The sequence below is a fragment of the Microbacterium sp. Cr-K32 genome (assembly GCF_000708345.1).
In the GTDB taxonomy this organism is placed as follows: Bacteria; Actinomycetota; Actinomycetes; order Actinomycetales; family Microbacteriaceae; genus Microbacterium; species Microbacterium maritypicum_A.
Genome location: NZ_JARD01000026.1, coordinates 115,381 through 140,979 on the forward strand (window position 1 = coordinate 115,381; position 25,599 = coordinate 140,979).

A 25,599-nucleotide genomic window follows, 5' to 3' on the forward strand; every position below is an offset into this window, starting at 1 on the left:
CCGCAGGTGTGCGCTTACATAGAATCCTCAGGACATGACCACGTGGGCTCCGGCGTCGCACCACATCTGATCCGCTCATGCGGCATCGGCAGCCTGTACTCCTTCGTTGCCCTCGCGGCTTCCCCACGAAACGAGCACAATGTCCAGGACGAATCGACCCGCCGAGAACCAGCTGCGCCGCTTCCTCTTGGCCCTCATCGCCATCATCGGGCTCGTCGGTGCCGGACTGGTCGTCCCGCTGGCCGCCCAGGCCGCAGAATCCTCGCTCCGCATCGACAAGCTCGTCGACGGACTCGATACGCAGGACTCCCTGCAGCCCGGCGATGAGTTCACCTACACGGTCGATCTGGTCTGCGACGATGTGGACTGCCTCAACGTGGTCCTCACCGACACCCTTCCGGCCGAGTTCGCCGGCTTCGAGTTCGTCGGCTCGTCGTACACCCCCTCCACTCTGCCGCTGAACGTCACGACGACCGGATGCGTCGAAGAAGGCGGTGTACCCGTCGAGGTCACCGACGACTGCTCGGTCAGGGTCGTCTTCGAGCAGCCCGTGGATGGCGGGGTCGGCCTCGAGGCCGGCGGAACCCTCAAGCTCAGCGTGGTGCTGCGCGCACCGCTCGACCTGCCCGCCGACTGGGCGTACAACGGCGACACCGTGACGAACACGGCGACGGCGGACTGGGACAACGGTCCAGGAGACGTCCCCGCGACCATCTCGGACACGGCGGATGCGGTCGTCACGATCGACACCGTGATCGGCGTCGAGGCCAGCAAGAACTGGTCGCCCGCCTCGCAGCAGTTCGACGCCGGTGCGACCTCCCAGATCACGATCGGCGCGCAGAACCAGTCGAACATCGGCGGCGACGCACTCGTGATCCAGGAGCCGACGGGCGCCGTCGACGGAGCGGCGACCCTCAGCGCCGACAATCCTTTCCGCATCGTCGACTTCCAAGGGTTCGTCTCCACGACCCTTCCCCCGGACGCGACCACGGTCCAGGTCGATGCGTATGTCTACGACGAGGGAACGGGGACGTGGAGTTGGCAGACCGGCACACCGGCCAGCACTCCCGGGCTGCCGGCCGGCGTCGACCCCGGTGATGTCGGCGGCATCCGCCTGACCTATGCCGGTGGCACGATCGCCTCGGATTCCGCAGCCTCCACGGGCTTCACCGTGGAGCAGCGCGCGACGGATCGCAACGACGAGAGCTCGCTCGCCACGGGCGCCTCCGTCACGAACAGCGTCACGTCCACCGTGAACGCACCCGGCGGTGCGACGGCGAGCGACGAGGCAACGGCGCCCTACGAGATCGGTCCGCTGACCGTCGACGTGGTCGCGGGCAAGACGATCACTCCGGCGGAGCTCCCCGCCGGCGGAGACGCGATGGCGGAGCTCACGGCGACGAACACGTCGAACGGCCCTGTGCAGAGCCTCAGCATCTCCGATCTCGGCTTCTTCGACGCCGAGATGCTCTTCGGCGGCTTCCCCTCCGGCATCCCGTACCCGGACGGAGCCACCGCCGGCACGATCACCTGGTACATCGACGGGGTCGCGCAGCCTCCCGTCCCGTTCGCGGACGGGGACGCGCCGACCCCGCCCACAGGCACCGTCACCGGTTTCGTGATCGACTTCACCGGCCAGATCCCTGCCGGCACGGTCGCGACGATCGACGTGGGAATCGAGCCCTCGCTCGCGCTCGTCAGCACCGAAGCACCGACGCACCAGCGGACGAACAGCATCGACGTGACCGCGACCAACGACGTGGGTACCGCTGACGACGCAGCGGTCGATGACATCACGGTCTACTTCCCGCAGATCGGGGTCGCGCTCGACAAGCAGATCACGCCGGGCGGCGCCGTCGAACCGGGCAACAGTGTGGTCGCCAGCCTGACCGCGACCACCGAGACGGGCGTCGCGCAGGTGGATCCGACTCAGATCGTCGTCGAGGACTCCTGGCGAGACGACCAGGCGGACGACTTCTGGAACGCGTTCGACATCGTGGCGATCGCGCCCACCCAGGTCCCGCCGAACACCACCGCGACGGTCGAGTACCAGCGGCCGGACGGATCGTGGGCGACGCTCGCCACGGTCAGCACAGGCGAGACCGCGCAGACGTTCCAGATGAGCCGTGCAGAGTTCGCGGCCGCGCTCACACCACCCGATCTCCCCTCCGACGTCACCGGGATACGGTTCACCTTCGACAACCCGGACGGATTCTCCCAGGGGTTCAGCGTCGTGCCGAACGTCGTCTTCGATGCGCGGGCCGACCTGCGCGACGGATCCGGCCCCACCGACCCGCGGGATGCCCCCGAGGACGAGCAGTCCGCGCAGGAGCCCACCGTCTACGAGAACGAGGCGAGCGCGCAGAGCCACGGCGAGGTCGACGGCCTGCCTGAGGGGATCGACAGCGATGTCGTGACCGACCAGGACACGATCGGTGTGCAGACTCCCGCCACCGGCGAGGGCGTGGGCGTCGACGCGAACAAGCGGTGGGTCCAGACGAGCGACAAGACCACCGATGCCGACTTCCTCGATGCGCAGTCCGGCGCGATCGTCTCCACGCGCAACGAGTGGCGGACCGGGTCCCGCGGGATCGACACCCTCGTCCTCACCGATCCCGCCACGGCTCCGGACATGGATCCCCCGGGCGCAGCGAGCACCGTGTTCCAGGCTTTCGACCTGCTGAGCATCGATCCGGTCACTCTCGCCGACGATCCCCTGCTCGCCTGGGACGACATCACCGAGGTCTGGCTCTTCGTCGATGGCGTGTGGACCCCCATCGCCGCGCCGGGAGGAACCTGGATGGGAGCCGACGGATTCGTCGGCTACACGCTCCCGCCCGCGCAGACCGCCGGGACGACGGGAGTCCGCCTGGTCTACGAGCCCGATGACGCCGCACGCACGGCGAGCACGGATCCCACGCGACCCGAACCAGGCTCCGGACTCGCGACCTCCGCTGTCGGAGAATATCGGCCGACCTTCCTCACCTGGGAGCTGCGCAACGTCGTGCGCGACGACACAGCGACAGGCGACCGCTGGGTGAGCGCCGACGAGACCTTCAACGACCCCGACCCCGGCATCGTGTGGAACAGCCTCCGCGGTGACTGGACCTCGGCAGCGGGCAACGGCAGCGACTCGGAGCAGGACAACATCACCCTGATCGACCAGCCGCCCCTCGTCTCGGTGGAGAAGACCGTCACGCCGTCGAGCGTGACGATCCCGGAGTCCGCCGACGTCGACCCCGCGAACTATCCGGACGTGACGTTCGACATCGATGCCAGAAACGACAGTACCGCACGCGCGTCGTACGTGCGCGTGACCGATCCGATCCCCTGCGCGGCCGGAGCGGCGGACCAGTGCGTGAGTGCTCCCGGCGCCTGGGCGGATGATCCGTTCGACGACGCGGTCTACGACGCGGACACCAACCCCTACGAGCGCCTCACCGTGCAATCGCTCACCTTCGCCTATCCGGTCGAACAGGTGGACCCCGCCGCGTCGACCGTCACGCTCTGGGACCGTGCGACCGATGGCACGCTCAGCACCCGCACGCTCTCCGTGACCGACGCGGGAACGCTCACCGCCGGCGATCTCGCCACCGTGGTCGGGGTCAGCGTCGTGTTCCACGGCATCGACCCCACGATCGAGGGCGGCAGCATCCGCGCCGGGGAGGACCTGAGCGTCGGGATCGTCACCAAGGTGCGGCAGTACGAGCGTTCGGATGCCGATCAGCTCGTGGAGCCCGGCACCGTCGCCAACGACGTGATCGCCCAGTCCTACGACCCGGTCCTGACTCCCTCCGGCAACGCGTCGACGCCGAGCGACACCGCGAACGACACCGTGGTGCTCGTCAGCGCCCTGCTCGACGCGACGCTCGCGAAGACCATCGATCCGGAATCGATTCTCGAGACCCAGCTGCAAGACCCCGTCACCGTGACGCTCGACGCGACGGACGGCTCCTCCACAGCGGCGACCCAGCAGGTCACCATCACGGATGCGGACGCCGCCTTCTGGAACGCGGTGCAGCTGGCTCCCGACCCTGCGCTGAGCGTGGTGCTGCCGGCCGGTGCCGACCAGGTGCGGATCGACGCGCTCGTGGGATCGACTTGGGTCGAAGGTGCGTTCGCGGCGACTGCGGCGCTCCCCACGGCGGCGGATCCGGCCGCGATCGTCGGCCTTCGGGCGGTGTTCCGCAATGCCGCCGGAGAGGTCTTCTCGCGCAATGCACCGCCCGACGACTGGACCGCGCAGCTCGCGTTCGACATCGTCGCGCTCACGACGCAGCGAGACGGCACCGACCTGTCGCTGCCGACGACGCTCCCGAACACGGCGACGGTCGTGAGCGAGCGACTCGATGGACTGTATGCGGATGCCGATGCCGACGCCGATGCCGACCTGACGATCGATCCCGGCACGCACGAGCTCGATGTCGTGAAGTCGCAGCCCGGAACCAGCCACGTCGTGTCCATCGGCGCCAGCCTCCCGTGGACGCTGCAGTTCACCAACACCGGCACCGGTTTCCTCACGATCGACCAGGTCGTCGACACGCTCCCCGAGTACCTCGACTGGGACTTCTCCCCGCCGACTTATCAGACCTCGGCGGGGGGCACGCTGTCGACGGACGTGTCGGCTCTGATCGACGACACCGGCAAGAACGTGACCTTCACCTGGCCGGAGGCCGGGAATCGGATGTCACCCGGTGAGGTCTTCACGATCACCGTGAACCTCGTGCTGGCCCCGGGACTCGCCCTCGACGAGTTCACGACCAACACGTTCGTCGTCACGACCGATGAGGCGCTCACCGCATGCACGAATGCGTCCGGCAACGGGGAGGGCACGGTATCCGGCCTCGACGACGACCAGTGCGGAACGACCAACTATGTCCAGCCGTCGCCGGGAGGATCCCTCGCGGCGTACAAGTACGTCAAGGGCGAAGTCGACGGCGACCTGGTCGACGGCGAGGTCAACCTGAACAACCCCGACGCGGCCTGTCCGCTCGACCCTGACGGCTACACCCGCACACCGTGCGCCGCCTACACCGCTGTCGGCGCCACGGACGACTGGCGGCTCTCCGTCGTGAACAGCGGCACGGTCGGATTCGAGACCGTATCGATCGTCGATCCCCTGCCGCGGATCGGCGACCGGCTGCTGGCGACCGGCGCTGCACGCAACACCACGTTCGACCCGGTGCTCCTCCCCGAGTCCCTGGCCGCGAACATCCTCCCGGTCGGAGCGACCCTGACCCTGGACGTGACGACCTCGGCTTCGCCCTGCGTGGGCACGGGATCGAGCTCGGCATGGTTCGGCGATCTGCTCTGCGACACCACCGCGACCTGGGTGCCCGTCCGCTCCTACGCCGGCGCGTGGGAGGAGGTGACCGGAATCCGGGTCACGATCGACTTCACCGCCACGGCGGCCGGGTCGTTCGGCCCTGGCCAGGTGCTGTCGCTGCACTATGAGACGCAGAACGTCCCGGAATCGCCGGAGTATCCGGACCTCGCTCCGATCACCGTCCCCGATGCCGGGGGCTTCGCGTGGAATCAGATGGGCGCGGTGGGCACGGATGCAGGAGGGCGCGAGTACTCCGTGGCCCCCGTGCAGGCCGGGGTCACCCTGCTCGATGGCGACCTCGGGGTGCAGAAGGTGCTGGCCGGCGACACGGGGCGAGCTCCGGACAGCTTCGATTTCCTCGTCGAGTGCACGGTCGCCGGCGTTCCCCTCGTGCTCCCCGCGGGCGGCACCCTCACCGTGTCGAGCGCGGACGACCTTCGCACGCGCCTCGACGGTATCCCGCTGGGCTCGGTGTGCCGAGTGTCCGAGACCGGTGCGGTCGGTGCCTTCGGAGAGGGGTCGAGGCTCAACGACGGCCAGATCGTCACGATCACCGCCCCGGCCACCGGAGGCGAGCCGCCGACGTCTCAGATCGCGGCGATCACGAACGTGTACCTGGTTCCACCCCCGGATCCGGCTCCGGACGGCGGCGGCCTCCCGTCCACCGGAGTCGACGCGCCCGCCGTGTCCCTGTTCGCAGGGATCGGGATCCTGCTCATCCTCGCCGGGGGACTCCTGGTCCGCCGTCGACGTCACGCGGTCGCCCTCACCTGACCGTCTCGTCGTCGGGAGGTTCGGTCCGGCTGTTCTGCCGCGGGATCCACACCTTGCGGATGACGATCAGCATCGATGCCGTCAACGGGATGGCGACGAGCGCCCCGAGCAGGCCCAGGAGGGTCGCCCCCACCATCGCACCGATGATCACGAGCACACCGGGCACGGCCGCCGCCTTGCCCATGATCCGCGGCGTGACGATGTAGGCCTCCACCTGGATGTACACGAGGTACGCGACCACGAAGACCACCGCGGCCGTCGGGCTGACGAACAGCGTCGCTACGCCGCCGATGATCAGGAACACGAGAGAGCCGATCATCGGCACCAGAGTGACGAAGAAGGCGATGATCGCCATCACCGCCGGAACCGACGAACCGACCGCGAGTTGGATCACGAAGACGACGAGGGCGTTAATCGCCGACAGGGTGACGCCGCCCGCGACCACACCGCCGACTGATCGCGTGATCTCCTCCAGCACCTCGGTGAACCGAGCCCGCCGATACAGCGGAACCAGTTGCGCCGCCGCTGCCTTGATGCTCTGCAGCGAGGAGACGAAGTACAGGGTGAGCACGACTACCATGACGAAGCTCGACACTGCTCCGATCACACCGAATCCCGCCTTCAGGACTCCTCCCGAGATCGCCAGGAAGGAGGACAGCGTCGTGAGGGAACGAATGCCCTCTGCGATGACGGCCGAGAGATCGATCCCGAGGCTCTCCTCGAGGGACAGGTACCACCCGCTCTGCTGCACCGCCGCGATGGTCTCCGGGGCCGCCTCGATCGCCGCCGAGATCTGACGGATCGTCGCCGGCACCAGCAGCAGCAGGATCACCGCGACGACGAGGAGGAAGATCACGGCCACGATCGTCACCCCCGCGGCACGACTCATCCCCCGGCGTTCGAAGGCTCGAACCGACGGATCGAGACCGAGCGCGAGGAACATCCCGAGGAAGATCGAGATGAGCACGGTCGAGATGCCGGCGACGGTGGCTGCCAGAGCGATCGCGAGGAGGACGCCGACCGCGACGGCGAATCCCGACGCCAGCGGCTTCGCGGGCAGCACCAGCTGCAGCCGCGACGGCTTCGGTCGGCCCTCTCGTTCCGGATCGGGCGCATCCATGCTCTCGTCCACACGCTGCACGCTACGCGCGGGCAACCGCGCACGCGCGCACTCCCTCACCCCTTCCTGATGATCGCCCCGCCCTCTCGCGACGAACCCGTCAGCAGAGCACGGCGTCTTCCGCGATCCTTCACCCCGGCAGGATGAACGAGCGCTTCCGTATCCCGCCGAAGAGCACGAGGATCGGGCCATGCCGCAGGAACCCAGGAAAGAGTCGGTCCGCACGACCCGCGTGCTCGATATCGTGACGGTCGTGCTGCTCTCGGTGACCGCGGTGCTGACGGCGTGGTGCGGGTTCGAGGCCTCGAAATGGGGCGGAGAGATGTCCATCGCGTTCAGCCAGGCGTCCAGCGCCCGTGTGCAAGCCGCCTCCGCGCAGTCGACGGCGCAAGCCGCGCGCCAGTACGACCTCACGCTCTACACCGAGTGGGTGCTCGCCGGGGCCGAGGGACGCGACGACCTGGTCCGGTTCGTCGAGGAACGCTTCACCGAAGAGTTCGCCGTCGCGTTCGACGCGTGGACGGCCGAAGGTCGCACTGCCCGAGGACCCTTCGTGATGAACGAGTACGTCCCGCCGGGTTCGGTCGAGTCCGAAGAGCTGAGCGCCCGCGCCGACGCGAAGTTCGACGAGGCTCTCGCCAACAATCAGCGCGGCGACGACTACTCCCTCCTCACGGTGCTCTTCGCCCTCGTCCTGTTCTTCGCCGCTCTCTCGCAGCACCAGGCGGCTCCATGGCGGCGCTGGGTGTTCCTCGGCTTGAGCGGGGTCATCGTCATCGCGGGGATCGCGACGCTGCTGACCTTCCCCATCAAGATCTGAGGCGAGCCCGTCCGGGTCACCCCCTGGGGGTGACGTGGGGCCCACAGACGGGACACGCCTGGGTAGCGTCGCGGATGGTGGCGGGTTCACCGCCCCATCTCGAGACGGGGGTACCGGCATGGCTGAACAGTTCAACGGCAAGATCGCGCTCGACGTGCGGGACTCGGTGCCGGACTGGAAGCCGTACCTCTTGCCGACCGCGCCCGAGAACGCCCCGAACGTCCTCGTGATCCTCTACGACGACACCGGGATGGCATCGTGGTCGCCGTACGGCGGCCGGATCAACATGCCCACTCTCGACCGGCTCGCCGCGAACGGACTCACGTACACGCAGTGGCACACCACCGCGCTGTGCTCGCCCACTCGCTCCGTCTTCCTCACGGGGCGCAACCACACGCGCAACAGCATCGCCTCGCTGATGGAGTCGACCAACGGGTTTCCGGGCAACTCCGGCCGGATCCCCGATGACTGCGCACCGATGGCTCACATCCTGCAGGACAACGGCTACTCGACGTTCTGGCTCGGCAAAGATCACAACGTCCCGGAACAGGACAACGCCGCCGGCGGCAGCCGCCGCCAATGGCCGCTGCAGATGGGATACGACCGCTTCTACGGATTCCTCGGTGGTGAGACGAACCAGTGGTATCCGGACCTCGCTGAGGACAATCACTTCATCGAGCAGCCGTACACCCCGGAAGAGGGGTACCACCTCTCCAAAGACCTCGCGGATCAGGCGTTGCAGATGTTGCGCGCCCAGCAGGCGACCAACCCGTCCAAGCCCTGGTACATGTGGTTCTGCCCTGGGGCCAACCACGCGCCGCACCAGGCGCCCCAGGAGTACATCGACAAGTACAAGGGCGCCTTCGACGACGGATACGACGCCTACCGCGAATGGGTTCTCGGCCGCATGATCGAGCGCGGCATCATGCCCGCGGACACCGACCTGACGCCGTTCAATCCGATGCCGGAAGATCAGGCGAACTCCGCGGACCATGTGAAGCCCTGGGACACGCTCAGCGAAGACGAGAAGACGCTCTTCCGTCGCATGGCGGAGGTCTTCGCCGGGTTCAGCGAGTACACCGACTCACAGATCGGACGCATCGTCGACTACCTGGAGGAGACGGGCCAGCTCGACAACACGATCATCTTCTACTGCGCCGACAACGGCGCGTCCGGAGAGGGGTCGTCCGATGGTTCCGTGAACGAGAACAAGTTCTTCAACAACTACCCCGACGACCTCGCGGAGAACCTCACCCGCATCGACGACCTCGGAGGGCCCGAGGCCTACAACCACTATCCGACGGGCTGGGCAGCAGCTTTCTCCACCCCGTTCCAGATGTTCAAGCGCTACAGCCAGTATTCCGGCGGCACCTGCGATCCGATGATCATCCACTGGCCCGCCGGCATAGAAGCGAAGGGTGAGATCCGCCACCAGTACCACCACGCCACGGACATCGTGCCCACGATCCTCGACGTCGCCGGCTTGGAGATGCCCGAGGTGTATCGCGGTGTCGAGCAAGCCCCGCTGCCCGGCGTCTCTATGCGGTACTCGTTCGACGCCGCCCCCGATGCTCCCACTCGGAAGAAGCGCCAGTACTACAACATGATCGGCACCAGGGGACTCTGGCAAGACGGCTGGAAGGTCGCCGCCACGCACGCCCCGATCACCGGACACGGTCGCTTCGACGAGGACGCGTGGGAGCTGTACCACGTGGACCGAGACCGCTCGGAATCGAAGAACATCGCGGCGGACCACCCCGAGAAGGTCAGAGAGCTCGTCGACGCCTGGTTCGAAGAAGCCGACGTCAACTTCGGACTCCCCATCGATGACCGCACCGCGATGGAGCAGCTCACGATCGAGCGCCCCTCTTCCGAACCTCCGCGCCACCGCTACATCTACTACCCCGACAGCGGGGCGGTGCCGGAGGGTGTCGCCGTGAACGTGCGAGGCCGATCGTTCAAGATCATCGCGGACGTCGAGATCGAACACGACACCGAAGGCGTGATCTTCGCCCACGGGTCACGGTTCGGCGGCCACGCGCTGTTCATCCAGGACGGACGACTGCACTATGTCTACAACTTCCTCGGCATCCCGCCGGAACAGACGTTCGTGTCGGAGCCCCTCACCGCAGGGAAGCACTCCCTCGGCATGGAGTTCCATCGCGAGGGACCGGGCGAGTACAAGGAGTCCATCGGCACCACGACGCTCTATGTCGACGACCACGCGGTGGCGAGCGGCCCCATGCGCGCCCAGGTCGGGAAGTTCACCTTGTGCGGAGACGGACTGTGCATCGGATACGACAGCGCGGACTCGGTGAGCCGTTCCTATCGTGCTCCCTTCGCGTTCACCGCTGGAAGGATCCACGGTGTGGCGGTCGATGTGAGCGAGGAGCAGTACCTCGACCTCGAACTCGAAGCGCAGGCCGCCTTCGCACGGGAGTAGGGACCGCGGAGCAGTCCGCGCGAACCTCTTCGATCCGCGCGGACGATGCTCCCGGTTGCGGGTCGTCCGGCTATCAGAATTCGCGCAGCTCCGCGGTCATCTCGCCGCCGGCATCGCCCGTGTTGACGGTGCCCTTCGGCTCGAAGAGGATCGCGTGCACCTCGTGGTCGGCGCGAGGGCAGTGCTCGACGCCCTTCGGGACGACGAAGACATCGTTCGGTCCGAGCACGACATCGCGGTCGCGCAGCTGGATCGTCAGCTCTCCGTGCACCACCATGAAGAGCTCGTCGGTATCGGGGTGGGTGTGCCAGACGAACTCGCCGAGCAGTTTGACGACCTTGACGTCGTAGTCGTTGATGCTCGTCAATCGATGCGGCTGCCAGTGCTCGGTGATGCTCGCCAGCGCCGCCTGCACGTTCCGTGTGTCTTCGTCCACCCCTTCAGCCTAGGCCGCCGGGTTTCGCCGGTACTGTCGTCTGAGGGAGAACGGAGCCGGTCATGAACGCGGTCGACGCTGTCGGCACCATCGCCGAGGTCCTCTCGTGGATCGGCCTCGGCATCGGGCTCCCGCTGCTCGCGATCGTGCTCCTGGTGAAGTTGCACGACGGCTCCTGGGTGCCGCATGAGGTGGTCATCGTCGAGGACGGCGGCGGCCGGGCGCGAGCACGCTGGTTCGCCGCCGGTGACTTCTGGGAGCGTCCGCTGCGCGCGGAGGAATCGGTCCATTGGCACGGGCGGGAAGAAGCCGACGCGTTCCTCAGCGAACGGCACCCGAGCCTGATGCGGTTCGAACCCCGACGGCCCCTGCTGCATGCGTTCCAGGTGCTGGGGATCACCCTGGCCGGGGTCGGCGCGGCCTCCGTCATCCTGTCGATCGTGCTCCTCTTCCTCGGCTGAACGGATGCGGTGTCCGCTGAGAGGGATCCCGGGCAGGATGGAGGCATGCCCGAATCCCCGCTCGCCTCCCGACCCTGGCTCGACTCCTACGCGGAGGGTGTCCCCGCGGAGATCGCGGATCCGTCGCAGACTCTGCCCGAGATGCTGTCGGCGAGTGTGAAGTCTTTCGGGCGGCGCCCGGCACTGGACTTCTTCGGAGCGGTCACAACCTATCGCGAGCTCGGGGAGCAGGTCGAACGGGCGGCAGAGGGTCTGCGGCGCCTCGGCGTCGGCCACGGCGACAGGGTCGCGCTGGTGCTGCCCAACTGCCCACAGCACGTGGTCGCCTTCTACGCGATCCTCCGGCTCGGCGCGATCGTGGTCGAGCACAACCCGCTCTACACCGCGCGCGAGCTGCGGCATCAGTTCGAGGATCACGGCGCCCGCGTCGCGGTCGTGTGGGACAAATCGGTCGACACGGTCGCCGGATTCCCCGACGATGTCAGGGTCGAGCACATCGTGAGCGTCGACATCACCACGGCGATGCCGCTGTCGAAGCGCCTCGCGCTCCGCCTGCCCCTGCCCCGGGCCCGCGAGGCCAGGGCGAAGCTCACCGGCGCCCCGAAGGCGCGGCACCTGATCGCGTGGAAGAGCCTCGCCGATCACCGACGCCTCTCCCGACGGGTGGCGGGACCGGGCCTGGAAGACATCGCCCTGCTGCAGTACACGAGCGGGACGACGGGTGTCCCGAAGGGAGCGATCCTCACGCACGCGAATCTCCGTGCCAACGCGATGCAGGGACGGGCGTGGGTACCGGGTCTCGTCGACGGCGAGGAGACGTTCTACGGCGTGCTGCCGCTGTTCCACGCCTACGGCATGACCCTGTGCCTCACCTTCGCGATGAGCATCGGCGCGCGACTCGTCCTCTTCCCGACGTTCGACCTCGGATTGGTCACCGCGGCGGCACGTACGACGCCGCCCACCTTCCTTCCCGCCGTGCCGCCGATCTACGACGCGCTCGCACGTGCGGCCGCCCGCGGGACCATCGACCTCTCGACGGTCCGCTTCGCGATCTCCGGGGCCATGAGCCTTCCGGTGGCCACCGTGAAGCGCTGGGAGGAAGCGACCGGTGGCCTGCTCGTCGAGGGCTACGGCATGACCGAGAGCTCACCGGTCGCGCTCGGCAATCCGATGGGTCCCACCCGTCGCCCCGGCACCGTGGGGGTGCCCTTCCCGAGCACGGAGATCCGCATCGTCGATCCAGTGGACCCTGCGGTCGACCTGCCCGCCGGCGAGTCCGGCGAGCTCCTCATCCGCGGACCGCAGGTCTTCCAGGGGTACTGGGGGCGTCCGGGCGAGACGGCAGATGCCCTGCTGCCGGACGGCTGGCTCCGATCCGGCGACATCGCCCAGGTCTCCTCCGACGGGTTCGTGAGCATCGTCGACCGCCTCAAGGAGCTCATCATCACCGGCGGGTTCAACGTGTCTCCCAGCGAGGTGGAAGACGCGCTGGTCGCCCACCCCGATGTCGTCGCCGCGGCGGTCGTCGGCCTGCCGCGACCCCACGGCGGAGAAGAGGTCGCCGCCGCCGTGGTGCTCCGCGACGGTGCGGCCCTCGACGTGGATACGCTGCGCGACTTCTGCCGCACCCGGCTCACCCCCTACAAGGTGCCTCGCCGGATCACCGCCGTCGACGACCTCCCCCGGTCGCTCATCGGCAAGGTGCTGCGTCGTCAGGTGCGCGACCGCCTGCTCGCCGACCGCTGAGCCGTCTCGGTCGCACAGCGAGCAGGAAGCATCTCGGAGCGACACCCACGTGATCGCAGTCCCGCCGGTTGGCCCTTCAGTTGCCCATCTCCGCCTGGATCCGCCGGTCGAGGTCGTCGAGCTCCGCGAGCAGTTCGGCGGCGACCCAGACACGGTCCCGCTTGCGTCCGGTGATCTCTTGTACGAATCCTGCCGCTTCGAGCTGAGCGATGGCCTTGTAGGCCTGTTGCTCCGACGAACTCGCGCTTCTGCTCCCCCGCCGACGGAAACTTCGTCGCGCGCACCTCCCTGAACCGGGCTCGGCTAACGTCCGACCGCCGCCGGCCGACAGTCACCCCCGACAGCCCAGGACGGGCCGTCGGGTCCGTGCTCCCCGGAACACGGACGGATCTTTCCAGGATGGAGCCCATGATCGTCCTCACGCGCCTGAACCGTTCGCGGTTCGCGGTGAACCCCGACCTGATCGAACGTGTCCAGGCCACGCCGGACACGACGCTCATCATGGTCGACGGTGCGACCTTCGTCGTCACCGAGACGATGGATGACGTGATCGCGCAGATCACCCGGTTCCGCGCCGGAGTGCTCGCCACGGCCGCCGCCCTGATCAGCACCGCCGGATCGGATTCCGCCGCCCCCGATGCCGAGGTCGGTCTCTGATGGATCCGTCTCTCATCCTCGGACTGGTCCTCGCGTTCGGCGCACTGATCGCCATGATCAACCTCGAGGGCGCCACCATCGGATCGCTGCTGATCCCCGCCCCGATGGTGCTGGTCTTCGGAGCCACGATCGCCGTCGGCATCGCGAGCGGCACGGTGCGCGATGCGCTGCATGCGGTCAAGTCGCTCCCCCGCGCCTTCCGCGGCGAGCGCCGCACCGCGTCGAGCATGATCGACACGGTGGTCGGCTACGCCGAGAAGGCGCGCGCCGAAGGGCTCCTCGCCCTCGAGCAGGGACTCGAGGACGAGAAGGACCCGTTCCTGCGCCAGGCACTGCAGAGCATCGCGGACGGGACCGACGCCGAAGACCTGCGAACACTGCTGGAGGATGAGCTCACATCGACCGCCGCCCGCAACCGCACCGCCTCACGCTTCTACATGACGCTCGGCGGCTTCGCACCCACGGTCGGCATCATCGGCACCGTCGTCTCCCTCACGCACGTGCTGGAGAAACTCGACAAGCCCGACACGCTCGGTCCCATGATCGCGACAGCGTTCGTCGCGACACTGTGGGGTCTGCTCTCGGCCAACTTCATCTGGTTGCCCATCGGCGGACGCCTCCAGCGTCTCGGCGAGCTCGAACTCGAACGCATGACCGTGCTCATGGAGGGCATGCTCGCGATCCAGGCCGGCGCACCGCCGCAGTTCGTCGGCGAGCGCCTGCGAGCCCTCGTGTCCGAACGCTCCTCCGCCCGCTCCGGCCGGAAGGCCCGCACCCGAGCAGCCGAGGAGACGGAGCAGGCGTCATGAGCGTCCGTGCCCGTCGCCGCGTGCCGCAGGAGGAGCACAGCGGTCCGGACGAGCGGTGGATGGCGTCCTACATGGACATGGTCACGGTGCTGATGTGCATGTTCATCGTGCTGTTCGCGATGTCGACCGTCGACCAGGAGAAGTTCGAGGCTCTCAGCGCCTCCCTCGCGACCGGCTTCGGGCAGGAGCCCTCGGACGAGATCGACGCAACGACAGGCGTGGTCGTGCCTCCCGAACTGGTCGATGAGAAGGGCGAGGACTTCGCCGACATCGACCTCGCCGCTGCGCAGACCGAGTTCAACGAGCTGTCGGCGCTGCGTGAGCGCCTGCGTCAGGTGCTCGCCCAGAACGGTCTCGAAGCCGACGTCACCTTCACGATCGATGAGCGCGGCCTCACGATCGGCCTCGTGAGTGCCGAGACCTTCTTCGACACGAACAGCACGACGCTCAGTGCGAAAGCGCTCCTCGTCCTCGACGCGCTCGGCTCGGTGCTGGTCACCACCGCCAACGAGATCTCGGTCGAGGGCCACGCCGACGTGCGCGGATCGGTCGCCCCGTACCCCACGAACTGGGAGCTGTCCGCCGGACGCTCCACCCAGGTGCTGCGGCACCTCGTCGAGGCCTCGGGGCTGCCGCCCGCGCACCTGAAGTCGGTCGGATTCGGCGACACGAGGCCGGTCGCCCCAGGCGACTCCCCCGATGCCCTGGCCCAGAACCGACGGGTCGACATCGTCGTCCTCTCCGATGCGGACGAGGAGGTGCGCGCGCTCATCCCCCAGGCACAGGCGGGAAAGCCGTCCTCCTGACCCGCCTTCTCACCTAACGCACGCCGTTCACCGCCCGATAGTCCGGTTCGTGGTGATCGAGGACAGCGTGCGCTCCGACGTGCGCGCGGGAACGGCGACGAAGAGCGCCGACGTCGAGGTGTACGACTTCGGCCGTTCGGCGACCCTCTCGCGCGAGCACACCCGAGCACTGGAACTGGCCTTCGAGACCTTCTCCCGCCAGTGGTCCGCGCAGCTCTCGGCGAAGATCCACGTGCGCGCCACCATCGCGGTCGAGCACGTCGGCATGATGACATACGGCGAGTACGCCCAGTCGCTGCCGACGACGACCACGATGATCGTGTGCGCCCTGCCCGACTCGGAAGAGCGCCTCATCGTGCAGCTGCCGACCTCCGCCGCGACCGCCTGGATCGTGCAGATGGTGGGCGGACGAGCTTCCGCAGCCTCAGAGGACCGCACGTTCACCCCGATCGAGCAGGCCCTGATCCGATCGCTGATCGTCGACGCGATCGACCACCTCACCGGTGCGCTCGACGGTCTTCTCCCCACCGGGGTCGCCTTCAGCGGCATCCAGTACAGCTCGCAGTTCGCCCAGGTGGCGGCATCCGGCGAACCCGTCATCGTCGCACGGTTCTCGATGCGGCTCGCCGGTCGCACCGTGCCGACGAGCGTGATGCTGCCGGCCTCCGTGCTCGCCGGTTTCACCGTGCGTCCGTCCGACGACGAGCGCACCGCGGCACCCGCCCGGATCCGTCGCCAGGTCGAGATCGCCCCGGTCGAAATCGCGCTGCGACTCGCACCGCGAGCCGTGCTGCCCCGCGAGGTCCTGGATCTGTCCGTCGGCGACGTCATCGCGTTCCCGCACTCCGCCGATCGTCCGATGGTCCTCTCCGTCGGTGATCAGACCGTCGCCACGGCGGCCGTCGGCAGTGCCGGAGCGCGCCTGGCCTGCGTCGTGACCACCACCGTCCCCGATCCCGCTTTCGCCGAGGAGCCCGCGTGACCAGCACCACCACCTACGAGTCCGCCGTCGCCGCCGCCTTCGCCGCATCGTTGCCGACCGCCTCCCCTCTCGTCGCGCGCGCCTCGCAGGTCTCCGGCGACACCGGCGACGCCCTGGTCGTGCAGTTCGTCGGCGAGGCGAGCGCGCAGTTGGCTGTGCAGCTGTTCGAACCCGAGATCCTGGTCGACGGCCTCGGCGGCACGCCCCTGGCCGACCGGCTGCGCGATGCACTGGAGAGCGCGACCAGCGCGCTCGGTGCCGGTGCCCTCGGCGCAGGCACGGTCGGCGATGCCTCTTCCCTCTTCGCCGACCCGGCCGTGCAGCTCTTCGACCTCCAGGACGACGCCGACCACACGGTCGGCCGGCTCGCCGTCGTCGTGACGCGCGCGCCCGCCGGTGCCTCCTCGTCCTCGCGGCGGCTGCACCGCATCGCGGGCGTCGAGATGGAGCTCACCGTCGAGATCGGGCGCACCAGGATGGCGGTGCGCGATGTGCTCGATCTGGAACCGGGACGCATCGTCGAGCTCGATCGCTCCGCCGGCGCTCCGGCCGACATCAAGCTCAACGGACGCATCATCGCGCACGGCGAGGTCGTCGTCGTCGACCAGGACTATGCGGTGCGGATCACCCGCATCCTCGAGAACGTCGAGGCCTGACCCTGGACGACCTCCTGCTCGGCCTACGGGTCGTGCTCTCGCTCGCCGCAGTGCTCGGGGTGCTGTGGTTCCTGCAGCGACGCGTCGCGCGCACGCAGGCGCGTCGCCGCGACAGCGAGGCGATCACGGTGCTCGGGCGCCAGGGGGTCGGCCCGAAGGCGCAGATCGTCGTGATCCAGACGGAGGACGCCCGGTACGTGCTCGGCGTCACCGAGCACGGCGTGAACGTCGTCGACCGTCTGCCGGTCAGACCCGCAGATGAGCCGGAGGAGACCGCACGGTCGACGTGGTCGGCGACGACGTCAGAGGCGGCGTCCGACGCCGAGGAGTTCGACCGCATCCTCGCCGCCACCGCCCTGACCGAATCGGCGGCCGGCCCTCCCGTGACGCCGGCGCCGCAACGCCGGGTCCGTCACCGGAACGACCCGCTGCGTGGCTCCATCCTCTCCCCCGAAACCTGGCGGCAGACCGCCGAGGCCATCCGGCGCACCCGATGAGCGTCGCCCGTGGGGTCGTCGACGGGCGCGCGCTGCGGCGAATCGCGCTGATCCTCGCCGCGGCCGCGGTGCTGGTCGTCGTGATGACGCTCCTGTCGGGCACGGCCGCCCACGCACAGGTGACCCCGGACGACCCGGGCGAGGGCGTCACGATCGACATCAACGGCGTCGACGGCGGTCCGTCCGGCTCGATCCTGACCCTGCTGGGCATCACCCTGCTCTCGGTCGCCCCCGCGCTCCTGCTGATGATGTCGTCTTTCACGAAGATCTTCGTGGTGCTGGCGATGACCAGGAATGCCCTCTCGCTGCCGACCATCCCGCCCAACCAGGTGCTGGCCGGCCTGTCGCTCTTCCTGTCGCTGTTCATCATGTGGCCGGTGCTCACCGAGATCAACACGGTGGCAGTGCAGCCCTACATCGACGGCACGCTCACCTTCACGCAGGCCATCGACGTCGGCCAACTGCCTCTGCAGGAGTGGATGCTCCGCTTCACGCGCGAAGAGGACCTCGCCCTGATGACCCGGATGGCGGGTCAGCCCAACCCCGAGGACCCTTCGAGCGTCCCGATGTACACGCTCATCCCCGCGTTCATGATCTCCGAGCTGCGGGCCGCGTTCATCATCGGCTTCGTGATCTTCGTCCCGTTCCTGGTCATCGACCTCGTCGTGGCCGCGGCGCTGATGTCGATGGGCATGATGATGCTCCCGCCCGTGATGATCTCGCTGCCGTTCAAGATCCTGCTGTTCATCCTCGTCGACGGCTGGGGGCTCATCATCCGGGCGCTGCTCGAGAGTTACGGAGGGGTGGGATGAGTCCCGAAGCCGTCATCGACATCGGAACGCAGGGGCTGCTCATCGCGGCGAAACTCGCCGCGCCCGTGCTGGTCACCGCCCTCGTGGTGGGCTTCGCCATCTCGCTGCTGCAGTCGATCACGCAGGTGCAGGAGGTGACGCTGTCGTTCGTGCCGAAGATCGTCGCCGTCGGGATCGCCCTGCTCATCGCGGGCAACTGGATGATCGCGGAGATGATCGCCTTCACGAACGAGATGTTCGCCCGTATCCCCTCGCTGCTGAGCGGATGACGACGTGTACATCCCGATCGACTTCGCCTGGCTGGAAGCCACGATGCTCACCGCCGTGCGCATCACGGCCTTCATCATGATCGCCCCGCCGTTCTCGTACGGGGCGATTCCGGTGCGGGTGAAGGCGATGCTCGCGATCGGGCTCTCCCTCGCGGTGGGCACGGCCGTGGCCCCCGGCTACGTGAACCTCGACACCGGCCCGTTCCTCGGGGCCCTGGTTCTGCAGCTGGTCACCGGTGCCCTGCTCGGCTTCCTCGTGCTGTTGTGCTTCTCGGCGCTGCAGGCGGCCGGCAGCCTGATCGACGTGTTCGGCGGGTTCCAGCTCGCTCAGGCCTTCGACCCGCACTCGCTCGTGAACGGCGCCCAGTTCACCCGGCTCTTCCACCTGACCGCGCTGACGCTGCTGTTCGCGTCCGGCGGGTATCAGCTGATCCTGGCCGGGCTCGCCCGCAGCTTCGAGGCCGTGCCCGTCGACGGCATGTTCCAGGCGGCGGGACCCGCAGAGCTCCTCGTCGACGGGGTCTCGCAGATGGTGCTCGCCGCCGTGCAGATCGCCGGGCCCCTGGTGCTCGTGCTGTTCCTCGCCGATGTCGGGCTGGGACTCATCACCCGCGTCGCTCCCGCGCTGAACGCGTTCGCGATGGGCTTCCCGGTCAAGATCCTGCTGACGCTGCTGCTCGCGGGCGCCGTCTACGCCGTCCTCCCCGGCATCGTCGACTCCCTCGCCGCGCAGGCCCTGCGCATGATGCAGGGGGTGCACGAATGAGCGGCACGGACAGCGGCGAACGCAGCGAGAAGGCGACGGACAAGCACCTCAGCGAGGCCCGCAAGAAGGGGCGGCTGTCACGCAGCCAGGATCTGACCGCCTGGCTGGGGATCGGCGCGGCGGCCGTCACGATGCCGGCGGCCATCGCCCTGGGGGCTTCGGCGGGAACCGAGCAGCTGCTCACGCTGACGTCCCTGGTCGATGCTCCGACACCGCAGGCGGCTCTGGCGGCCCTCGGGCGCGGTCTCGCCTCCGTGCTCCCGACGCTCACCGTGATGCTGGCCGCCGTCGCGATCGTCACCCTGATCGGCGCGGTCATCCAGGGCGGGGTGCATCTGAAGCCGCTCACCGGCCGTTTCGAACAGTTCAACCTCGTCACAGGGATCCGCCGGGTGTTCGGCATGCAGGCCCTCTGGGAGGGCGCCAAGGCTCTCATGAAGACCGCGGCCATCGGCATCGCCCTCTGGTTCGTGATCGCGAGCCTGATGCCCGTGCTGACCGCGAGCGGCGCGCACTCGATCTCCCGCCTGCTCGGCACCGCGAGCGAGGGCACGACCGCGCTTCTGCAGACCGCGATCGGGGTCGGCCTGGCCCTCGCCGCGATCGACATGTTCGTGGTCATGCGGCGCAACCGCAAGCACACACGCATGACCAAGCGCGAGATCCGCGACGAGAACAAGAACTCCGAAGGCGATCCGCTGATCCGCCAGCAGCGACGTTCGCGTCAGCTCGCCGTCAGCCGCAACCGCATGATCGCGGCCGTCGCCGGCTCCGACGTCGTCGTGGTCAACCCGACGCACATCGCGATCGCCCTGCGGTACGAGCCCGGCCGCGCCGCCCCCAAGGTCGTCGCCAAGGGCAGCGGGGTGATCGCCGAGCGCATCCGCGACGAGGCCGTGCGCGCCGGTGTGCCGCTGGTGCGCGAGATCACCCTCGCCCGGGCCCTGCACGCCGCGTGCGAGCTGGGCCAGGAGATCCCCGAAGACCTGTACAACGCCGTGGCACGCGTGCTCGTGTTCGTCGACTCGCTGCGACGACGCGGGGCGGCCCGCGGCATCCACTCCCTTCCCTACCGGAGGACCGCATGAGACAGCTGCTTCCCAAGCTCGGGGTGCCGATCGGCGTCGTGGGCATCATCATGCTCCTCGTCGTGCCGGTGCCGCCGTTCCTGCTCGACATCCTCATCATCCTGAACATCATGTTCGCGCTCGTGATCCTGCTCACGTCGATGTTCGTCAAGAAGCCGCTCGATTTCTCGGTCTTCCCCTCGCTGCTGCTCGTGGCGACGCTGTTCCGGTTGGGACTGAACGTCGCCTCGACCCGTCTGGTGCTCGGCGAGGCGTACGCGGGGCAGGTGATCGAGGCGTTCGGCGCCATCGCGGTCGGCGGCTCGCTCATCATCGGCGCCGTCGTGTTCCTCATCCTGGTCGTCATCCAGTTCGTCGTGGTGACGAAGGGCGCAGAGCGCGTCGCCGAGGTCGGTGCACGGTTCACGCTCGATGCGATGCCCGGCAAGCAGATGGCCATCGACGCCGATCTCAACGCCGGACTCATCACCGATGCGGAGGCGCGCGAGCGTCGCGCCGAGGTCGCCGCCGAGGCCGACTTCTACGGAGCGATGGACGGTGCGTCCAAGTTCGTGAAGGGCGACGCGATCGCCGGTCTCGTCATCATCATCATCAACGTCGTGGGCGGCATCGCCATCGGCATCGTGCAGCACGGCATGACGATCGACGAGGCCGTGAACACCTACAGCCTGCTCACGATCGGTGACGGTCTGGTCACGCAGATCCCGGCGCTGCTGATGGCGGTCTCCACCGGCATGATCGTGACCCGCTCCACGGCGGAGGCGGAGATGGGGACGGCGGCATCCGCCCAGCTCGGCCAATCCCGCAATGCGCTCATCATCGCCGGCTGCGCCGCGATCATCATGTCGCTCATCCCGCACATGCCGATGCTGCCGTTCGTCGCGATCGGCGCCCTCCTCCTCCTCATCGCCCAGCGCATCAAGGCGACCCAGAAGCGCGAGGAGGCGGCCGCCGCCGCGCAGAGCCCCTCCGCCGCCCCGGCCGACCAGCCCGAGGAACTCATCGAGAAGATGCGCGTGCATCCGCTCGAGATCCTCCTGGCCCCCGACATCATCGATCTGGTCACCGGCGGACCCGACGATCTGCTCGCGCGTGTGAAGGCCCTCCGACGCCGGATCGCCCTCGATCTCGGGCTCATCGCGCCGCCCGTCCGCACCCGCGACAGCATCGAGCTGCCGCAGGCGACCTACGTCATCCGCATCGCCGGTGTCGAGACCGGCCGCGGCACGGCGCCGGTCGGTTCCGTGCTCGCCCTCGGGCAGGGGCTGGACAGCCTCCCCGGCACCGCGACGCTCGACCCGGTCTTCGGACTCGAAGGCAAATGGATCCCGATGGAGATGCGCCACAGCGCCGAGTTCGCCGGTGCGACCGTGATCGACAGGGCGAGCGTGATCATCACGCACCTGTCCAGTGTGATCCACGCCCACGCTGCACGCCTGCTCAGCCGCGAAGACGTGCGCCAGCTCACGGACGCCCTCAAACAGGTCTCCCCCGCTGCCGTCGAGGAGCTCACGCCTGCGCTGATGTCCCTGGCCGAGGTCCAGCGCGTCCTGCAGGGCCTCCTCGCCGAGCGGGTGCCGATCAACGACCTCAGCCGCATCTATGAGGCGCTCGCCCTGCGCGCCAGGGTCTCCACCGAACCCGAGGGCCTGATCGAAGCCGCACGGGCCGCGCTCGGCCCCGCGATCGCCGCCCGGTTCGCGGATGCCGGCACCCTGCGCGTGGTGATGATCAACCCGATGCTCGAACAGGCGATGCTCGAGAGCCTGCGCCCGGGCGACGACGGCAGCCAGATCGTGTTCGATCCGCAGCGCATGGAGGCGGTGGTGGATTCCGTGAAGCAGGCCGTCGCCTCGGTACACGAGGGCGGCGAGCCGGTGCTGGTGTGCGCACCGTCGCTGCGGCCGGCCGTGCGACGCCTCGTCTCGGCGCAGACGGACGGCCTCCCTGTGCTCTCGTACACCGAGGCGACCGCGGCCGCCCTCACGATCGAGACCGTCGGTGTCGTACGAGACATCCCCACGCCGTCGGTCGGCGTCGTCCCCGCAGCACTAGGCTGAACGAATGCTGGTTTTGACGAGGCGGATCGGTGAGAGCGTGCGCATCGACGGCGACATCGAGATCACGCTGCTCGAGATCAAGGGCGACAGCGTGCGGATCGGCGTGAAGGCACCGCGCGAGACGCGCATCCAGCGCACCGAGATCATCGAGGCGGTCGTCGCCGAGAACGTGTCCGCCGCCGCGGAGACCGATGCCGAGGCCGAAGGAGCGATCGCCGCCGCCCTCGCCCGCGGCCGGGAATCCCGCCCCGCCTAGCCGGACATCTCCTCAGGCCGACGTGAGATCCGCCGCGGTGGCGCGCTTCCACTGATCGCCGCCGGCATCCCGCGCCCTGACCGCTGCTCTGCCCGCCGCGGCGACGAGGGCGTCGTAGTCGTAACCGACGACCGAGGCGGTCGCCCAGCCGATGCTCGCCGAGGATCGGATCCCGGTGACCGCCGTCTCCCTGTCGATCACCGAGATGCGGGTCAGGATCCCCCGCAGGTGGTGCCGGACCGACTCGTCGCCACCGCGGATGACGACGATCGCGCGACCGTCGGCGACCCGATCGGCGTCGGCCGACGCGGGGAGCCCCTCCTGGATGTCGTGATGGAAACGGTCGACGATCATGGCGAACGCGGAACCCGTCGACGCCTCCCGGAGGTCGGCCGGATCGTCGAGCCGGATGTCGAGGACCGACCACGGCAGGTCGTTCTGCGCCTCGGCCTTGCGGAGCCGGCGACGGGCGCGGTCGGCGATGTCATCGGCGTCCCTCGTCTTCTGCTCCGAACGCACCAGCAGCACCAGGGTGAACGCCGCGCACGTGCTCACCACCACCGTGCCGACGGCATTCATGCCGCGCAGTGCGCTCAACTGCGCCTCGGTGCCGGCGCCACCGGAGACGAGGGCGGACACGGCGCTCACGACCGCCACCACGACGAAGCCGCATGAAGCGAGGGCCAGCGGCAGCACGATGTCCCTGACGGCCGGTCTGTCCCGCAGCAGCTCGTAGGCCACCAGGCCTGCGAAGACGGCGCTCCCGAGGAAGACGAGCTGGAACGAAGGCAGATACCAGACGCTGCCGGCCGTGGCCACCAGGAGCGTGGGAGAGACCAGGATGAAGACGACGACCGGCCACCAGCGCGCTCGCCGACCCAGGTGCATCCGCAGGCCGATCCAGACCAGCGGTTCGAAGCAGAGCATCAACGCGGAAGCGGCTCCGCGCAACACCGGTTCCTCGGTCTGCTGGCCCGCGAGCCAGAGGTAGGCCGCCAGCATCCCCAGGCCGAAGGCCGCTCCCCAGGTCACCGTCGCCTTCGACGGGCGGGCGAGGGTGCCGAGGCCCACGACCATCACCGTGAGCACGGTGACGACGGCCACCATGCTCGTCGTGATGTCGACGTTGACGGGGACGAGCGGGTTCACGTCTGCACCTCTTCCGGGGAACGCGGCGGGAAGCGGAGTGTCACCCGGGTGCCGACCGCGATCTCGCTGGAGACGTCGATGCTGCCCTCATGCGCGGCGACGATCTCGCGCACGATCCCCATTCCCAGTCCCGTGCCGCTGATGCCGGCACGCACAGCGCTCTCGGTGCGGAAGTAGGGCTCGAACACCCGTGACAGATCCTCCGGGGTCATCCCGAATCCGTCGTCGACGATCGTGACCTCCGCCTGACCCGTCGTGGCCGTCCCCAGACCGATTTCGATGCGCCCTCCTGCAGGGGTGTACTTGGCGGCGTTGCTGAGGAGGTTGTCGAGCACCTGCCGCAGCCGGAAGGGATCGCCCGAGATCACCAGGCGTGCGGCGCCCCCGATCCCGAGTTCCTGTCTGTTGCCGGCGATGACGGGTGCGTACGAGGCGGCCGCCGCCTCGACGACCTCGCGCAGATCGACCGGGGCAAACGGCTCCTGCGCGGAGCGGCTCGTCTGCTGCAGGATGCTCGAGACCAGGTCCTGCATCCGCTCACCCGCGTGCGCGATGATCTCGAGCTGCGCCGGCACGCGTCCCGGCAGGTCGTCGCGCTCGCGGAGCAGATCGACGTGACCGAGGATCGCGGTGAGCGGATTGCGCAGTTCATGGGAGACGACCGCATTGAAGGTGCGTCGTTCCTCGTCGACTTCGAGTAGCGCCGTCACGTCGTCGATCACGACGAGCGTGATGTCCTCGCCCTCTCCCGCGGTGGCCATCGGCTGTGTGCTCACCTCGAGCGCACGCCACTGTCCCGTGCCGTCGAACAGCCACACCCGTTCCGCCTGCAGCCGCTCGCCACCGGCGGCTCGGGCGAGCGAGGTGCGCGATGGCGGAAGCGCCGTGCCACGCCGCGCGTCGTACTCGACCGCGGCCGAGGGCAGAGCGGCACCGAAGCGATCACGACCGTAGAGCGTGCGGTAGGCGTCGTTCATCTGCAGGACGCGCCCGCCGGTCGTCACGACCACGAGCGCCACGCTCAGCGCGTCGACGATCTGCGTGACGCGTCGCTGGTTCGCCTCCGCCCGCTCGGCGGCGCGGTTGACCTGCTCGGAGCGGCGCTGCAGGAGGCGGCGCGCGGCGCGGGAGCGCTGCGCGCCGATGCGGACCGTCACCCCGAGGAAGCCCAGGGTGATCACGAGGGTGAGCAGCCGCAGCAGGATGTCGGCCGGGGCACCGCTCTGATCGGCGAACAGCACGAGAGTGGCGCTGATGAAGGCGATGCCTCCGAGCACCCAGGGCATCGTGAAGTAGCTGGCCAGCCACACGACGGGAAAGACCCAGAGGAACCCGAGGCGGAGGTCGGGCGCGTTGGTCGTGAAGCCCACGGCGAGCGCGTCCAGGAGCGGCACGACGGTGGCGGCCGTGCGCGGGAGCCGGTGCCACGGCAGCGCCAGGGTCATGAGCGTGGTGACGATCACGAGACCGACGCCGGCGACCACCAGTGGGTTGGCGAAGGTCTGCGGCTTGAACGCGGTGATCATCACGACGATCGCCACGATGCTGCCGGTGAAGACGAGCTGCCAGCGCCAGATAGACACAGTGCGGACCATCAGCGCTCACCCTCCCCCTCGAACCTCAGCTTTGCCGCAAGATTACTCAAAGATCGATGCAGCCCGCTCTT

21 protein-coding genes are annotated in these 25,599 nt (G+C 68.6%); 17 read left to right on the plus strand and 4 right to left on the minus strand.

Translation table 11 applies throughout. The features are described 5' to 3' along the window. The first annotated feature begins 139 nt into the window (after nucleotides 1–139). Nucleotides 140–6,100 carry a DUF5979 domain-containing protein gene (locus GZ64_RS0113165; protein WP_029267016.1) on the plus strand — a complete coding sequence of 1,987 codons (5,961 nt, stop codon included), beginning with the start codon at nucleotides 140–142 and terminating at the stop codon, nucleotides 6,098–6,100. Here GZ64_RS0113165 and GZ64_RS0113170 read toward each other — a convergent pair. After that, nucleotides 6,093–7,232, minus strand: a complete 1,140-nt coding sequence (locus tag GZ64_RS0113170; RefSeq protein WP_157749856.1) for an AI-2E family transporter — start codon at nucleotides 7,230–7,232, stop codon at nucleotides 6,093–6,095. The genes GZ64_RS0113165 and GZ64_RS0113170 overlap by 8 nt on opposite strands. Before the next feature lie 178 nt (nucleotides 7,233–7,410). Between GZ64_RS0113170 and GZ64_RS0113175 the strand changes: the two genes are divergently transcribed. Further along, on the plus strand, nucleotides 7,411–8,040 hold the full coding sequence (locus GZ64_RS0113175; RefSeq protein ID WP_029258630.1) for a hypothetical protein: 630 nt from the start codon (nucleotides 7,411–7,413) through the stop codon (nucleotides 8,038–8,040). Between the two features lie 118 nt (nucleotides 8,041–8,158). Beyond that, nucleotides 8,159–10,483, plus strand: coding sequence for an arylsulfatase (locus tag GZ64_RS0113180; RefSeq protein WP_029267017.1), 2,325 nt, complete (start codon nucleotides 8,159–8,161; stop codon nucleotides 10,481–10,483). Between the two features lie 73 nt (nucleotides 10,484–10,556). Here the strand turns inward: GZ64_RS0113180 and GZ64_RS0113185 are convergent, their stop codons facing one another. Continuing rightward, a complete protein-coding gene (locus tag GZ64_RS0113185; protein ID WP_051668041.1) occupies nucleotides 10,557–10,919 on the minus strand; it encodes a cupin domain-containing protein in 363 nt (120 codons plus the stop codon). A gap of 62 nt (nucleotides 10,920–10,981) precedes the next feature. Here GZ64_RS0113185 and GZ64_RS0113190 point away from each other — a divergent pair, with 62 nt between their 5' ends. The 14 genes from GZ64_RS0113190 to csrA all read left to right on the plus strand — a co-directional run bounded on the left by GZ64_RS0113190 (nucleotide 10,982) and on the right by csrA (nucleotide 22,784). Beyond that, nucleotides 10,982–11,380, plus strand: a complete 399-nt coding sequence (locus tag GZ64_RS0113190) for a hypothetical protein (protein ID WP_029267019.1) — start codon at nucleotides 10,982–10,984, stop codon at nucleotides 11,378–11,380. A 45-nt stretch (nucleotides 11,381–11,425) separates the two neighbouring features. After that, nucleotides 11,426–13,126 carry a long-chain-fatty-acid--CoA ligase gene (locus GZ64_RS0113195; RefSeq protein WP_029267020.1) on the plus strand — a complete coding sequence of 567 codons (1,701 nt, stop codon included), beginning with the start codon at nucleotides 11,426–11,428 and terminating at the stop codon, nucleotides 13,124–13,126. A gap of 408 nt (nucleotides 13,127–13,534) precedes the next feature. Continuing rightward, a complete protein-coding gene (locus GZ64_RS0113200) occupies nucleotides 13,535–13,783 on the plus strand; it encodes a flagellar FlbD family protein (RefSeq protein ID WP_021198949.1) in 249 nt (82 codons plus the stop codon). After that, a complete protein-coding gene (locus tag GZ64_RS0113205; RefSeq protein WP_021198950.1) occupies nucleotides 13,783–14,592 on the plus strand; it encodes a motility protein A in 810 nt (269 codons plus the stop codon). Before GZ64_RS0113200 ends, GZ64_RS0113205 begins: the two co-directional genes overlap by 1 nt. Next, nucleotides 14,589–15,398 carry an OmpA/MotB family protein gene (locus GZ64_RS0113210; protein ID WP_029258633.1) on the plus strand — a complete coding sequence of 270 codons (810 nt, stop codon included), beginning with the start codon at nucleotides 14,589–14,591 and terminating at the stop codon, nucleotides 15,396–15,398. Before GZ64_RS0113205 ends, GZ64_RS0113210 begins: the two co-directional genes overlap by 4 nt. A 49-nt stretch (nucleotides 15,399–15,447) precedes the next feature. Then, nucleotides 15,448–16,380, plus strand: a complete 933-nt coding sequence (locus GZ64_RS0113215; protein WP_051668043.1) for a flagellar motor switch protein FliM — start codon at nucleotides 15,448–15,450, stop codon at nucleotides 16,378–16,380. Next, nucleotides 16,377–17,036 (plus strand): flagellar motor switch protein FliN, encoded by a 660-nt coding sequence (gene fliN, locus GZ64_RS0113220; RefSeq protein ID WP_021198953.1) that lies wholly within the window; start codon nucleotides 16,377–16,379, stop codon nucleotides 17,034–17,036. Before GZ64_RS0113215 ends, fliN begins: the two co-directional genes overlap by 4 nt. A 32-nt stretch (nucleotides 17,037–17,068) precedes the next feature. Next, nucleotides 17,069–17,533 (plus strand): FliO/MopB family protein, encoded by a 465-nt coding sequence (locus GZ64_RS0113225; protein WP_021198954.1) that lies wholly within the window; start codon nucleotides 17,069–17,071, stop codon nucleotides 17,531–17,533. After that, on the plus strand, nucleotides 17,530–18,345 hold the full coding sequence (gene fliP / locus GZ64_RS0113230) for a flagellar type III secretion system pore protein FliP (protein WP_021198955.1): 816 nt from the start codon (nucleotides 17,530–17,532) through the stop codon (nucleotides 18,343–18,345). Before GZ64_RS0113225 ends, fliP begins: the two co-directional genes overlap by 4 nt. Next, a complete protein-coding gene (gene fliQ, locus GZ64_RS0113235) occupies nucleotides 18,342–18,614 on the plus strand; it encodes a flagellar biosynthesis protein FliQ (RefSeq protein ID WP_021198956.1) in 273 nt (90 codons plus the stop codon). Before fliP ends, fliQ begins: the two co-directional genes overlap by 4 nt. Before the next feature lie 4 nt (nucleotides 18,615–18,618). Further along, complete coding sequence (locus GZ64_RS0113240; RefSeq protein WP_021198957.1) at nucleotides 18,619–19,380, plus strand: flagellar biosynthetic protein FliR; 762 nt, start codon at nucleotides 18,619–18,621, stop codon at nucleotides 19,378–19,380. Beyond that, nucleotides 19,377–20,468, plus strand: coding sequence for an EscU/YscU/HrcU family type III secretion system export apparatus switch protein (locus tag GZ64_RS0113245; protein WP_021198958.1), 1,092 nt, complete (start codon nucleotides 19,377–19,379; stop codon nucleotides 20,466–20,468). Before GZ64_RS0113240 ends, GZ64_RS0113245 begins: the two co-directional genes overlap by 4 nt. Then, nucleotides 20,465–22,528 (plus strand): flagellar biosynthesis protein FlhA, encoded by a 2,064-nt coding sequence (locus GZ64_RS0113250; RefSeq protein WP_036271494.1) that lies wholly within the window; start codon nucleotides 20,465–20,467, stop codon nucleotides 22,526–22,528. The genes GZ64_RS0113245 and GZ64_RS0113250 overlap by 4 nt, the downstream gene beginning before the upstream one ends. A 4-nt stretch (nucleotides 22,529–22,532) precedes the next feature. Next, a complete protein-coding gene (gene csrA, locus GZ64_RS0113255; RefSeq protein WP_029258637.1) occupies nucleotides 22,533–22,784 on the plus strand; it encodes a carbon storage regulator CsrA in 252 nt (83 codons plus the stop codon). Between the two features lie 12 nt (nucleotides 22,785–22,796). Here the strand turns inward: csrA and GZ64_RS0113260 are convergent, their stop codons facing one another. Both GZ64_RS0113260 and GZ64_RS0113265 read right to left on the minus strand, forming a co-directional pair. Next, nucleotides 22,797–23,933: a hypothetical protein gene (locus GZ64_RS0113260; protein WP_029258638.1), complete on the minus strand. Its 1,137-nt coding sequence runs from the start codon at nucleotides 23,931–23,933 to the stop codon at nucleotides 22,797–22,799. Further along, complete coding sequence (locus GZ64_RS0113265; protein WP_029258639.1) at nucleotides 23,930–25,528, minus strand: sensor histidine kinase; 1,599 nt, start codon at nucleotides 25,526–25,528, stop codon at nucleotides 23,930–23,932. Before GZ64_RS0113265 ends, GZ64_RS0113260 begins: the two co-directional genes overlap by 4 nt. Between the last annotated feature and the right edge of the window lie 71 nt (nucleotides 25,529–25,599).

Coding starts and splice junctions, on each gene's coding strand:
- GZ64_RS0113165 (WP_029267016.1), top strand. CDS start 140: ATGTCCAGGACGAATCGACCCGCCGAGAACCAGCTGCGCCGCTTCCTC.
- GZ64_RS0113175 (WP_029258630.1), top strand. CDS start 7,411: ATGCCGCAGGAACCCAGGAAAGAGTCGGTCCGCACGACCCGCGTGCTC.
- GZ64_RS0113180 (WP_029267017.1), top strand. CDS start 8,159: ATGGCTGAACAGTTCAACGGCAAGATCGCGCTCGACGTGCGGGACTCG.
- GZ64_RS0113190 (WP_029267019.1), top strand. CDS start 10,982: ATGAACGCGGTCGACGCTGTCGGCACCATCGCCGAGGTCCTCTCGTGG.
- GZ64_RS0113195 (WP_029267020.1), top strand. CDS start 11,426: ATGCCCGAATCCCCGCTCGCCTCCCGACCCTGGCTCGACTCCTACGCG.
- GZ64_RS0113200 (WP_021198949.1), top strand. CDS start 13,535: ATGATCGTCCTCACGCGCCTGAACCGTTCGCGGTTCGCGGTGAACCCC.
- GZ64_RS0113205 (WP_021198950.1), top strand. CDS start 13,783: ATGGATCCGTCTCTCATCCTCGGACTGGTCCTCGCGTTCGGCGCACTG.
- GZ64_RS0113210 (WP_029258633.1), top strand. CDS start 14,589: ATGAGCGTCCGTGCCCGTCGCCGCGTGCCGCAGGAGGAGCACAGCGGT.
- fliP (WP_021198955.1), top strand. CDS start 17,530: ATGAGCGTCGCCCGTGGGGTCGTCGACGGGCGCGCGCTGCGGCGAATC.
- fliQ (WP_021198956.1), top strand. CDS start 18,342: ATGAGTCCCGAAGCCGTCATCGACATCGGAACGCAGGGGCTGCTCATC.
- GZ64_RS0113245 (WP_021198958.1), top strand. CDS start 19,377: ATGAGCGGCACGGACAGCGGCGAACGCAGCGAGAAGGCGACGGACAAG.
- GZ64_RS0113250 (WP_036271494.1), top strand. CDS start 20,465: ATGAGACAGCTGCTTCCCAAGCTCGGGGTGCCGATCGGCGTCGTGGGC.
- csrA (WP_029258637.1), top strand. CDS start 22,533: ATGCTGGTTTTGACGAGGCGGATCGGTGAGAGCGTGCGCATCGACGGC.
- GZ64_RS0113265 (WP_029258639.1), bottom strand. CDS start 25,528: ATGGTCCGCACTGTGTCTATCTGGCGCTGGCAGCTCGTCTTCACCGGC.